Genomic DNA, 13,212 nt, shown 5'->3' on the forward strand with positions numbered 1-13,212 from the left:
ATTCAAAATTATTTTGGGGAAGACTTCAGGTATTCGGATATGGCAATAGCTGCTCCTCTGGCGTCGGCCATTGTTTCCGGAATAGTTTTCGGTCCTGTGCATGTCCCGGCAACAAATACCCCTTTCTGCCGGGTATAGTTGCTTTGCAAATATTCATCGCCTACATTCAGGAAACGGTCTTTACCGGTGGTAATATCCAGCATACGTGCCAGTTCTTCTGTTTCATCGGGCGCTTCCATACCCGACATCAACACCACCAGGTCGACGGATATTTTTAATAATTTCCCCATTAAAGTATCTTCCGCTTTGATGGTGACCTGTCCGTCAATACTTTCGGCAGCTTCCGATAAGCGTCCGCGGACGAACATTACCCCGTATTTGGTCTGGGCTTCCAGGTACATATTTTCAAAATGACGGTCAAACATGCGCAGGTCCATGTAGAAGCAGTATACTTCCGCTTCGGGGTACATCTGTTTTATTTCACAAGCCTGTTTCACGGCCGTGGCACAACAGACCTTGGAGCAATGGCGGTTATTGACCTTTTCGTCACGGGAACCGACACAGTGAATGAACGCGACACGTTTGGGCTCTTTTCCCTTGCTGGTAGTTACCGGATTTCCGGATGCAAACATTTTCTCGAGGTCGGAAGACGTGATCACATTATCATAGATGCCATAGCCGTATTCTTCCTTTCGGTGGGCATCGAACAGCCGGAATCCTGTAGTCAGGAGCACTGATGATGCTGTGACTCCCTGTCCGTCGGACAACCAGATGCGGAAATTCCGTCCGTCCGGCTGAATATCGGCCACAGAGGTTCCGGTAAGTATTTTTACCGGTGTTTTTTCAACAGCAGCGACCAATTCTCCGGAAAGCAGCGCAGCGTTTCTTTGAAAAGGGAACAACCGGTCCCAGTTGGCAACATGGCCTCCCGGTTCTTTTTCTTTCTCAACAAGTATTACTTCATGTCCCATGTTAGAAAGCCGGGTGGCGGCTTCTATCCCTGCAATACCTGCACCTATAACGGCAACATCATACATTTGTCAAAATTTTAAACGACTCCTTTAAAACCCACATCAGCATAACTGGTGGTTACCTATCATCCTGAAAAAATACAGCATCCGGCAATTTTTCGGAGGTCTTTTTGTCATACTTAAATGATAAAAATCAGGTTCAAAAATAGTGAAATAATAATTTCCCTTCAAACTTTAACAATAAAATGTTAGCAATGCCTTTGAAAATCTTACATTTGCATCATGAAAAAATCATATCTGTTGCTGGGAAGTAATATCGGAGACAGGGAAGCGTATTTGAGACGTAGTATATCCTTATTGGGGGCGAATTGCGGGAAGGTTAACCGGTTGTCTTCGATCTATGAAAGTGAACCGTGGGGATTCGATCACCCTGACTGGTTCCTGAATCAGGCTGTGGAATTGCTCACATTGCTGGATGCACATATATTACTTGAAAAGATCCAGGAAATAGAGACTGCATTGGGGCGAATCCGTACCTCTGGAGATTATGAAGCGCGGACCATGGATATCGATATTATTTTTTATGGTAAAGAACAGATCCATCTTCCGGATCTGGTAGTTCCCCATCCTCATATGGCTGAACGCATGTTTGTGTTACAACCTTTATCGGATCTGATACCGGATTGGGTACATCCTGTTTTAGACCGGACGATCCATGTTCTGAAGGAAGAATGTACTGATGTTTTGACGGTACGGAAATGGGATTGATATGACTTTTTTCCCTTAATTATTAAAATGCTTCCGTAGCTTAAAAAAAAGCTATATATTTGCGCTCAATTTTTATGAAACCATACATTATATAATAAAAGGATACAATGCGCAATAAAGGAATTATCAGGGCATTTGCTATAGCGATGGCATTGGTGTGCCTGTATCAACTGTTGTTTACCTGGAAGACTTATACTGTTGAAAAAGCGGCTAAAGAATATGCAGCTGGTGACTACAACAAAGAAGCAAAATATTTGGATTCCATATCCAATGTAGAAGTTTATAATTTTCTGGGGTTACGTAAGTATACGTATAAAGAATGTAAAGAGCGGGAAATCAACCTGGGCCTCGACCTGAAGGGAGGGATGAACGTTATTCTGGAAGTATCGGTGGCTGATGTTGTCAAGGCCTTATCGAATTACAATCCGGATCCGACTTTTCAGCAGGCACTTACCCGTGCTACCCAGATGCAGCAAAACAGCCAGGAAGATTATATCACCCTTTTCGGAAGGGCATTCCGTGAAATCGATCCCAATGCCCGTTTGGCAGCGATATTCCGTACTCCTGAAATGGGCGATAAGATCAAATTTGACGCGACCAATGAAGAGGTGCTTCGTATCATACGTAATGAATCAAACAGTGCCATTGATAATGCTTTCAATATCATCCGTACAAGGATTGACAAGTTTGGGGTAGTACAACCTAATATCCAGCAGTTAGAGACCAAAGGTCGGATATTGGTAGAATTACCGGGTGTGAAAGAGCCTGAAAGGGTCCGTAAGTTATTGCAGGGATCTGCGAATCTCGAATTCTGGGAAACTTACGATAATTCGGAAGTATACCCATATCTGTTACAGGCCAATGAAAAGATCAAAGAAATAGAAGATGCCAAAGCTGCTCTGGAGACACCGGAGACAGAAACACAAGCAACTTCTTCCGTTCAGCAGCCGGTAGCAGAAGCATCTGTACAGGATACTTCTTCCCAGGGTGGATTACTTGACCGGTTGAGTCAGGAAGGTACTACCGTTACCGATACTGCAGCATTACAGGGTGATGTAATGAAGGATTTTCCTTTATTTTCAGTGTTGAGTCCCAATGTATCCCAGAATCAGCTTATGCCGGGATCAATTGTTGGGATGGCTCGTATAAAAGATACGGCTCAGGTAAATCGTTATCTTTCTATGGCTCAGGTACGTGACCTGATGCCTCGTAACATAAAATTCCTGTGGGCAGTAAAGCCGATGAAAGATCCTAATGATCCTCAAAGAAAACGCGACACGGATTTTTTTGAATTACATGCCATCAAGCAGACAGGACGTGATGGACGCCCTCCGTTGAGTGGCGATGCCATTACTACAGCATCTGCTAATTTCGCCGATCAGGGAGGCTCTTCAGCTGAAGTCTCTATGACGATGAACAAAGAAGGCGCCCAGACATGGGCCCGGATGACCAAGGAAAATATTGGCCGTTCGATAGCCATTGTTTTGGATGACAACGTTTATTCCGCACCTAATGTTCAGACGGAAATTACGGGAGGACAATCAAGGATTACCGGTAATTTTACGATCAATGAAGCCACGGACCTTGCCAATATTTTGAAATCAGGAAAATTGCCGGCGAAAGCCCGCATTATCCAGGATGAAGTGGTCGGTCCTACTTTAGGAAAAGAATCCATCCGCGCCGGGTTTATCTCTTTCATTATGGCATTGGTAGTGGTGATGCTCTATCTGGCATTCTATTACAGTAGTGCCGGTGTGGTTGCAGACATCGCTTTGATGGTAAATATGTTCTTCCTGATGGGTGTGCTCGCTTCACTGGGAGCCGTGCTCACTTTGCCGGGTATTGCAGGTATCGTATTGACGCTGGGTATGGCGGATGATGCCAACATCATCATATTTGAGCGTATCCGGGAAGAGCTTCGAGCGGGTAAAGGGTTGCGGCTGGCAGTATCCGACGGATATAAAAATGCATACTCTGCGATCATTGACGGTAACGTTACTACGCTTCTGACAGGGGTTGTATTATATTTCTTTGGAACAGGGCCTATTCAGGGATTTGCCACTACCTTGGTTTTGGGTATCCTCACTTCTATGTTCTGTTCTATCTTTATCAGCCGCCTGATCTTTGAGTGGATGCTGGACAGGAACAAAAATATCAAGTTTTCCATTCCGGCTACAGCCAATGTATTCAGTAAAGCGAAGTTCAATTTCATAGATTTCCGTAAGAAAACTTATATTATATCACTTTCGATGGTGGCCGTAGTTTTATTGTCCATCATATTCCAGGGATTTAATATGGGGATTGACTTTACCGGTGGACGTAGTTATACCGTTCGTTTTAACGATCCTGTAAATACCGTAGAACTGCAGTCTTCTTTACGGGATGCATTAGAGAACAGTTCTCCGGAAGTAAAAACCTTCGGTTCTGATAATCAGGTGAAAATAACAACGAATTACCTGATGGAAGAAGAATTGAACCATGAAATAACCGGTAATGTCGACAGTATTGTTTTGGTACGTTTGTATGAAGGTTCTAAATATTTACTGGGTGATAATGTGGATATTGAGCAATTCCGTACGGATCATATCATGTATTCGCAAAAAGTAGGAGCAAGCATTGCCCATGATATCAAGCGTAATGCCGTGATTGCGGTATTGCTGTCGTTGATGGTGATCTTCCTGTATATCTTCATGCGATTCAGGAACTGGCAGTTTGGATTGGCTGCCGTCACTTCCCTCTTCTTTGTAGCAACCATTATGATCGGATTGTATTCGTTGTTGTATAAGGTGATGCCTTTCTCCATGGAGATTGACCAGCATTTTATAGCAGCTATCCTGACCATCATCGGTTATGCGATCAACGATACGGTGATTATTTTCGACCGTATCCGTGAATATGTGACGCTTTATCCGAAACGTTCGATGAAAGAGACATACAATGCTGCTATTAATAGTACATTGGGTCGTACCATGAATACCTCGCTGTCAACCATGTTTGTATTGTTCATCATCTTCCTTTTCGGGGGAGAAATGATTCGTGGTTTTGCGTTTGCTCTGCTGGTTGGTATTATGGTCGGTACCTATTCTTCCATCTTTACGGCCGCTCCGATTGTATTTGATTTAATGAATAGAAAAAACAAAAAGGAAGTAAAGAAATAATCTCGATTGAGATCAAAAACAGAAAGCCGCCTAAACAATAAAATTAGGCAGCTTTCTGTTTTTTAATATTTCTGTCTGGTAAAGCCTGGGTTTATTCATAACAGAAAAATATTTATATGGGATAACTCCCTGTAGGTATTATTATTTCCGATTCTATGAAGTTATCTTCATTTTTAACTACAGATTTTCATAAAAGTCGACTTTTCCGGTATGCATATCGTATACGCCCCCGATGATTTTGATTTCCCCTTTTTCTTCCATTTCTTTCAGTATTGGGCTTTGTTTCCGTATTTCCTTCACCATTAGTTCAACATTGGTATGACAAACTGCTTCGACAAATTCCGGGTTGGATGATTTCGCTTCTCCTTGAAAAGACGATCTGGACTGCTCAACAGCCGGTTTTATCTTATCAAGCAGTGTGGTGATATTTCCAAGTTCCACATCGTCAATTGCCGATTTGATGGCGCCGCAGTACTCATGTCCCAGTACGAGTACCAGCTTGGATCCGGACACTTTACAGGCAAACTCCATACTGCCCAGAATATCAGGGTTCACTATGTTTCCTGCAACGCGTGCCACAAATATATCTCCTATTCCGCGATGAAACACATCTTCTACCGGGACGCGTGAATCCAGGCATGAAAGAATGACAGCTTTCGGATATTGCCCTAATGAAGCATCCCTTACCCGCTCGGTGGTATTCCGTACGATCAGATTATTTTGGGTGAAGTCATCATTTCCCCTTTTCAGGATTTCAATTACCTGATCGGGCGTTAGCTTAGCCTGTTGATCTGCTGTGAGAATTGTATTGTCAAGGATTTCTTCCTTATCAATTTCAACCACTTTTGTATTTGATCCGTTACAGGATAATAAAGCCGATACGGCAATGAATACAATCAATAAATTTTTCATGATCATTTTATTAAGTTTCTATGTTAAGATTTTTTGTAATCTATGCTACATCAAAAAGAGTGCCGAAGAAATGTGTTGTGGTTGATAATCAATAAAATTTAGGCATGCTCGAGAGATGAATTCGTGATATATCTGTACCATTGTGAACGAAAACCATATTCGTTCTATCTATTGTAAATTACGTATTTTCAGATATGGAAATAAAATTAAAAAGATGATGTCTGATTATTTTCCGGAGGACCGAATATTTGATTTTAGACTCAGTGAGACACAAATTACTTGCGCATAGTGGCCTTTTTACTTATAATACCACTTTATACCTCCTTGACTACCCAGCTTGAAGGACAAAAATTAAGTTTTTATTGCATATTGACTATCCCTGATCCATCGACTAACCAATTATTGTCTTTTTTTATAACCTTAACGGCCAGTTTAAATTGTTCCTGACCCTTCCCCTTTAAAAAAACATAATTATCCTTGTCGTTAATATAATCTAACTCATATCCTTCATCTGGGCGGTCTTGTCCGTTAATTACGGGATCGAAACCAAGTCCCAGTTCGGAATCCATTTCCCACCCTTTATCAATTACTCTTTTATACGCAGTTTTAAAAGATTCTGTGACCAAATTGGACGATTTGAACCATGCTTCAAGATCTTCAGGCGATGAAGCGTCTATTTTTATATAGTTGTTTACAAATGTCAATGCACTGGTGACACGGGCATCATCTTTTTTATTAGATTGGCTACACGAGATAAGTAATAAAAACGCTAGAGGTATTATTTGTTTCATCATATTTCACACAGTTTTTATTTGCAATATTAATAACTAAAAGTCTTTAACAAATGTAATGATTTATTTTACAATATATGCTTTTTATATATACCTACACTCCTTTTAAATACTGTGAAGTTGGTATTCAGATACCTCCAAAATGTGCGTTAGGACATCGGATCAGGTTGGTTTGTTGGGTGAAATAGTATTGACTTTAAGCTTTATAGAAATAAACCCTAAAAGTTGTACAACTTTTAGGGTTTATTTCAAAATTTTAATATCCGACGATTTATAGTCTGGCCTTTACCTTTTTACTTTCTTCTTCATAACCGGGTTTATCGAGTAATGCAAACATGTTCTTTTTGTATGCTTCCACACCAGGTTGGTCGAATGGATTGACACCAAGCAGGTAACCGCTGATACCACATGCAATTTCAAAGAAATAGAAAAGTTTCCCTAAGTTGTATTCATTGATGGCCGGTATTTCTATACGGATATTGGGAACACCTCCGTCAACATGTGCCAGCATGGTTCCCAATTCAGCCATTTTATTCACTTCATCGATCCGTTTGCCGGAAAGGAAATTAAGGGTGTCAAGGTTTGCCGGATCATTGGGGATGCGTAATTTATGGGCTGTGCGTTCAACAGAAATGACCGTTTCAAAGAGGATGCGCAATCCTTCCTGGATGTACTGACCCATTGAATGGAGGTCAGCTGTCAGGGTGACTCCTGCAGGGAAGATGCCTTTAAGTTCCTTGCCCTCGCTTTCCCCGTATAGTTGTTTCCACCATTCGGTAACATAGAGTAACTTAGGATGGTATCCCGCCAGTATCTCAACGGTCTTTCCGGTTTTGTAAAGTTCGTTGCGGGTAGCCGCATAAATAGCCGCTATATTTTCTTCAAAAGGAACTTCCGGGCCTGTCGCTTTCTGCATATCCACGGCTCCCTGCACCAGTTCCCTGATATTGAATCCTGCGATGGCAATAGGCAGTAATCCGACAGGGGTAAGCACCGAATAACGGCCACCCACATCATCAGGAATCACAAAAGTACGGTAACCTTCCTGTACAGCCAGTGTCCGCAGAGCGCCACGTTTCTCGTCAGTGATGGCAACAATATAATCCTTGGCCTTTTCCTTACCGATTTTACTTTCCAGATGGTCTTTCAGTATGCGGAAAGCAACGGCAGGTTCAGTGGTGGTACCTGATTTTGAAATAACAACAATACCATATTTCTTGTTTTCCAACAAATCCAGCAATTCATATAAATAGTCCTCACTGATGTTTTGTCCGGCAAAAACAACTTTCGGGCTTTCATTTTCTTTCATTTGCCAGAAATTATCGGACAAAGCTTCCAATGTTGCTTTAGCTCCGAGATAAGATCCACCGATGCCTATCACCACTACTATTTCGGCATTTTTCTTGTAAAAAGAGGCTACATCTTCAATGGCGGCAAAGTCTTTATCTTTGATGGAGGAAGGGAGGTCTACCCATCCAAGGAAATCGCTTCCCTTGCCGGTTTTTTCATACAGGGCTTTTACATATCCCAATGCCTGATCCTTATTGGCATATATTTTTTCTTTTGATACGAAATCAGTGACTTTTTCGATATTCAGCTTCATACTAATGATTATTAAATGGTCTTTATTTTCAGATAAGCACTCAGTGCTATTTATTATTTTCTTGAGCTAGATTGATCAAATTGGTTACGTTCATTTAAATATGTCATTAATTGACATTACTTAATAAAATATTTTGTCAATCAATGAATACTTCCAGTATTTCCGTTGGTTCCGATGGAATCAAACGGATGTTTTTGAGCACAGCAGGTAATAATATGGTTTCACCTTTGCGGATATCCGTTATTTTACCCGGTCCGTATTCTATGGAACAGCTTCCGGATGTGCAGATATAGATAACAAACGAATCGATAGCCTGATAATCCTTTTCCATGGATTGACTGATACTGATTATGTTCGTGGTAAAATAGGGACATTTCACCAATTCGGCAGTTCCCTGTTCTTTTTTCCGGTATTGGGTCTTATAATGATCATGGTAAGAATAGTCGATCGCATCAACTGCCAGTTCGGTATGCAATTCACGTGATTTTCCGTCCGAGTCTATCCTGTCCCAGTCATAAATTCGATAGGTAACATCGGATGTCTGCTGGATCTCGGCGACCAGGATATCCTTGCAGATGGCATGTATCCTGCCTGCAGGAATGAAGAAGACATCACCTTTGGATACTTTTTCCACATTCATGATGTCTTTTAATTTTTTTTCGTCCAGCGCTCTGAGATAGGTAGTTTTGTCCATTTTCTGATTGAAGCCGACAATCAGGTTACTGTCCTTATCGGCTTCCATCACATACCACATTTCGGTTTTCCCGTACGAATTATGCCGTTCAGCAGCTAACTGGTCATCCGGATGTACCTGTATCGAAAGATCATCCTGTGCATCAATGAATTTGATCAGTACAGGGAATTCGATGCCGAATTTATCATAAATGGTATCTCCTACCAGGTCGCCCATATAAATTTCAATCAATTCCTGGAGATTATTATTTTTAAGGAATCCGTTTTCAACCACCGAGATGTCACCTGATACACCGGATAATTCCCAGCTTTCCCCACAATGATCCGTCTTTGTCTTTTTCCCTAAAACAGTATGTAAGCGATCGCCTCCCCAAATACGTTCTTTTAATATGGGCGTAAATTTTAAAGGATATAAAGATTGTTCTGTAGACATGATGTTGAGATCCGGATTATTTGTAATAAAACCTTTCAAGAATGTGGATGTAAAATTAATGAAACTATCATTTTTTACAAAAATATTCAGGAAACAAAATCAATGATGTTCTGCATTTTCAAGGTTTTCAAAACTTTGGTACAGTGGGCTCTTATTTTCTCAGATATACTTCGAATGAATAGGCATAAGGATGTTTTTCGTCTGTTTCGTGACGTTCGGATGATTGTAACTGCCAGATATCCGGATCTATATCAGGGAAATATACATCCGCCTCGAACCGGTGATGTATGCGTGTTATATATAACTTCTGTACATAGGGCATCATTTGCCGGTATATTTGCATCCCACCGGTGATGAAGCATTCTTCGCTATCATCGCATTGTTCCAGTGCATCCTCTATAGAAGATACCACAATACTGCCCGGTGCTTCGGAGAAAGATTTGCTGATGATAATATTTTTTCTTCCGGGCAAAGGCTTTACCGGTAAAGATTCATAAGTATTCCGTCCCATGATTACCGGATGCCCGAGCGTAGTGCGTTTAAAATATTTCAGGTCATTAGGGAGATGGGTGAGTAACTGGTTATTGTATCCGATGGCATTATTTTCATCGATAGCGACAATGGCAGAGATCATATTCAATGATAGATTTAGTATTTTACTTCTTTTCCTTTACAAAAAGTTTTGGCAAGCCGGTATTCATTGTCTAACAGGTTAATGTCCGCATCTTTTCCTGTTTTCAGGGAACCTTTTCTCTGGTCGATCCCCATCATTTTGGCGGGATTTGTTGACGCCATTTTTACAGCATCTTCCAAAGGGATACCAGCCAGGGTGATCAGGTTCCGGAACATGGCATCAAGCGGAGTGACAGATCCAGCCAGGGATGTACGTTGCTCATTCAATGCAATTCCGTTTTCGACAATGAAAGTGTGTCCATATACATGGTAAACACCTCCGTCTTTGCATCCCGACGCGCCATTGGCATCGGAACATATCAATAGTTTATCCGCTCCTTTACAGCGATAAGCGATTTGGATCAGCGGAACCGGTACATGATAGCCGTCAGCAATAATTTCAGCATAAAGCGTGTCCAGCGTAAGCGCGGCTTCTGTCATTCCGCAAATCCTGAATGGCCCTTCCTTATGTACCTGCGACATGGCATTGTACAGATGGGTAACACTATTCATGCCAAGAGCAGCTGCTTCCAGCATCAGGTCATAGTCGGCATCGCTATGTCCTCCGGATACGACTATTCCCATCCCGGTAAGTTCTGATATGCGTTGCAGGTGGTGTTCTAATTCGGGAGAGAGCGTAATGCGTTTTATGATATCCTTATAAGTGTTGATGACAGGCAGGTATTTTTCATCAAAAGGAATAAAATATTTCTCAGACTGGCTTCCTTTATACTTAATGTTCAGGAAAGGGCCTTCAAGATGTGCTCCCAGAATATTCCCTTCCGGATTTTTATGCATGTATTCCCTGATGATCTCAAATCCTTTGATGATCTTATTGAAATCGTCGGTAGCCAATGTCGCGTACATTCCGGTGACCCCATGTCTCAGGTGGAAATTAGCCAGTGTTTCTATCGATCCGACTGTACCGTCATTAGCATCTGCACCATTACCTCCGTGGCAATGGGTGTCGATAAATCCGGGAATGGCTGTCAGCCCGCTACCGTCAATCTTATTTCGTATGTCATGTGCTTCCGGATTGTCACTGATCCCGGTGATGACACCATCTTCAAAAATGATCGATCCGTTGTTGATGGTCCGGTCTTCGGTAACGATGCGGATATGGTTGATGCTGGTTTTTGTCATATCGGGTGTTCTTATCCGCAAAGGTAAGAAATAAACACCGGATCACACGGATGTCTGAATGTAGAATAACAAAAGACACACTACATACTGTTGGTGAGCATGTAGTGTGTCTGTTTGGGATCATGTTGATCAATCGTTGTCCAATGATTTTACCGTTTCCGCAATTCTTACAAATTCACGGCGGTATCCTTTAGGATCCTTTCCCAATCCGGATTCGGCCAGGGTGATCACTTTTTCATAGCTTCCATCGCCTTTGAAATCAGATTTGCGTAACAGTTGCCCGAACATAGCCACGGCTGCAGCAAACCGGAAATCATCCGAGACATTATTTTTTCCATTGTCAATCACCGCTACTTCCATTTTATGGCTTTTCCCTTCATCAGGACGTTTATAACGTAATTTTACGGTGAGCAGGTCCGATGATTGGCTTTTGATTTTCGTATTTTTCGTGTTTGACTGGTACTTCAAGTCATCCACACTGCCTGGTCCTTGTACTCCGACCGGAACCACTTCATAAAAAGCAATGATACTGTGTCCGGCACCAATTTCTCCGGCATCTTTGGTGTCATCGTTGAAATCTTCCTTGTTCAGCAAGCGGCTTTCATATCCGATCAGACGATAGGATTGTACCTTTCCCGGATTGAACTCGATCTGTAATTTTACGTCTTTGGCAACAGTATGCATGGTGGAACCGAATTCCTGTACCAGCACCCTGTTGGCTTCCTGGAGATTATCTATGTAAGCATGGTTGCCATTTCCTTTTTCAGCAAGGGTCTGCATTTTGCTGTCTTTATAATTACCCATTCCGTAACCCAGTACTGTCAGGAAGATACCGCTCTTCCGTTCTTCCTCGATCAAGTTTTCCAGATCTTTGTTGCTGGATACTCCGACATTGAAATCTCCGTCTGTGCAAAGAATGATACGATTATTGCCGTCTTTAACCAGATTTTTTTTAGCAATCTTGTAAGCCAGTTGTATCCCGGCTCCTCCGGCCGTTGACCCCCCGGCAGTAAGTCCGTCCAGGGCATCACGGATCTTCTGCTTGTCGGAACCTGGTGTCGAAGGCAGCACTTCTCCTGCAGCGCCGGCATACACTACGATAGCAACTCGGTCTTTTTCACGCAGATTGTTGACCAGTAATTTTAATGATGATTTTACCAGATCGAGACGTGTCGGACCAAACATGGAGCCGGATACATCGATCAAAAAAACAAAGTTGCTGGCAGGAAGATGCTCGCTTTCAATTTCTTTAGCCTTGATTCCGATACGGACGAGACGATGGGAAGTGTTCCAGGGACATTCCCCGATCTCTGTAGTGATGTGTACCGGATCTTTGCCATTGGGTTTTGTATCGTTGTAGCTGAAATAGTTCACCAGTTCTTCAGTGCGGATGGCGTCTTTCGGAGGCATTTGCCCCTGATTGACAAAACGGCGCATATTGCTGTATGATGCAGCATCCACATCAATGGAGAAAGTAGATAGCGGATCATCCAGTGCATTTTTAAACCTGTTTTCCCCGAATGAAGCATACTCTTCAGTCTGCATGGGGATGCTACGTTGCATTACCGCACCTATTACAGATGCTTTTCTTTGTGTGCCGAATGCTACTATTGTTACTTCATCAAGCTGTGCTTCTGCTTCTTTCATATGGACATCATGCGTGCTTTTTATGACTATGACTTCTTGTGTCTGATATCCGACAAAAGAAAATACCAGTATATCTCCCTTTTTTGCCTGGATACTGTACAATCCGTTGATGTCGCTCACAGTACCAGTCCGGGTGCTTTTTACGATGATACTTGCCCCCGGTAATACGCCGCTTTTATCCGTAACCCGACCTGTGACTGTCATTGTCTGGGCACTTAGATGAAATCCGAATAATAATATTATCCATAAAAAGGCCCACTTTGTTTTTGCATTCATTGTTTTCATAGCTCTGAATTTTAAATTCGACATTATTTTTCTATATAGATGCAATGTTATGTCGTATTCCATAAATCCGGAGAAATTTTTATATATTTTTAAGTAAGTTGTTGTTGATTAGTTGGTTGTGTGTTGATTTTAGATA

The 13,212-nt window shown here is 42.0% G+C and carries 10 protein-coding genes; 2 read left to right on the forward strand and 8 right to left on the reverse strand.

All coding sequences use genetic code 11. The features are described from left to right. Positions 1 to 8 precede the first annotated feature (8 nt). Positions 9 to 1,037, reverse strand: coding sequence for an FAD-dependent oxidoreductase (locus LBQ60_20845; GenBank protein MDR2040371.1), 1,029 nt, complete (start codon positions 1,035 to 1,037; stop codon positions 9 to 11). Between the two features lie 216 nt (positions 1,038 to 1,253). Between LBQ60_20845 and folK the strand changes: the two genes are divergently transcribed. Both folK and secDF read left to right on the forward strand, forming a co-directional pair. Continuing rightward, the gene (gene folK, locus LBQ60_20850; protein MDR2040372.1) at positions 1,254 to 1,739 is read left to right on the forward strand and encodes a 2-amino-4-hydroxy-6-hydroxymethyldihydropteridine diphosphokinase; all 486 of its coding nucleotides are present in this window, start codon (positions 1,254 to 1,256) and stop codon (positions 1,737 to 1,739) included. Positions 1,740 to 1,846: 107 nt separating this feature from the next. Beyond that, complete coding sequence (gene secDF, locus LBQ60_20855) at positions 1,847 to 4,897, forward strand: protein translocase subunit SecDF (GenBank protein ID MDR2040373.1); 3,051 nt, start codon at positions 1,847 to 1,849, stop codon at positions 4,895 to 4,897. Between the two features lie 177 nt (positions 4,898 to 5,074). On the opposite strand, the gene LBQ60_20860 is transcribed toward secDF, so the two are convergent. From LBQ60_20860 to LBQ60_20890, 7 genes are all read right to left on the reverse strand, one after another. Then, positions 5,075 to 5,809 carry a carbonic anhydrase gene (locus LBQ60_20860; protein MDR2040374.1) on the reverse strand — a complete coding sequence of 245 codons (735 nt, stop codon included), beginning with the start codon at positions 5,807 to 5,809 and terminating at the stop codon, positions 5,075 to 5,077. Positions 5,810 to 6,168: 359 nt separating this feature from the next. Beyond that, positions 6,169 to 6,603, reverse strand: a complete 435-nt coding sequence (locus LBQ60_20865) for a hypothetical protein (protein MDR2040375.1) — start codon at positions 6,601 to 6,603, stop codon at positions 6,169 to 6,171. Positions 6,604 to 6,871: 268 nt separating this feature from the next. Next, positions 6,872 to 8,203: a glucose-6-phosphate isomerase gene (locus tag LBQ60_20870; GenBank protein ID MDR2040376.1), complete on the reverse strand. Its 1,332-nt coding sequence runs from the start codon at positions 8,201 to 8,203 to the stop codon at positions 6,872 to 6,874. Between the two features lie 136 nt (positions 8,204 to 8,339). Further along, the gene (locus tag LBQ60_20875; GenBank protein ID MDR2040377.1) at positions 8,340 to 9,329 is read right to left on the reverse strand and encodes a class I mannose-6-phosphate isomerase; all 990 of its coding nucleotides are present in this window, start codon (positions 9,327 to 9,329) and stop codon (positions 8,340 to 8,342) included. A 151-nt stretch (positions 9,330 to 9,480) separates the two neighbouring features. Beyond that, positions 9,481 to 9,963 (reverse strand): dihydrofolate reductase, encoded by a 483-nt coding sequence (locus LBQ60_20880; protein MDR2040378.1) that lies wholly within the window; start codon positions 9,961 to 9,963, stop codon positions 9,481 to 9,483. A 14-nt stretch (positions 9,964 to 9,977) separates the two neighbouring features. Further along, positions 9,978 to 11,144, reverse strand: coding sequence for an N-acetylglucosamine-6-phosphate deacetylase (gene nagA, locus LBQ60_20885; GenBank protein ID MDR2040379.1), 1,167 nt, complete (start codon positions 11,142 to 11,144; stop codon positions 9,978 to 9,980). A 129-nt stretch (positions 11,145 to 11,273) separates the two neighbouring features. Then, positions 11,274 to 13,067 (reverse strand): von Willebrand factor type A domain-containing protein, encoded by a 1,794-nt coding sequence (locus LBQ60_20890; protein ID MDR2040380.1) that lies wholly within the window; start codon positions 13,065 to 13,067, stop codon positions 11,274 to 11,276. Between the last annotated feature and the right edge of the window lie 145 nt (positions 13,068 to 13,212).

This window comes from Bacteroidales bacterium (assembly GCA_031275285.1).
Taxonomy (GTDB): Bacteria; Bacteroidota; Bacteroidia; order Bacteroidales; family UBA4181; genus JAIRLS01.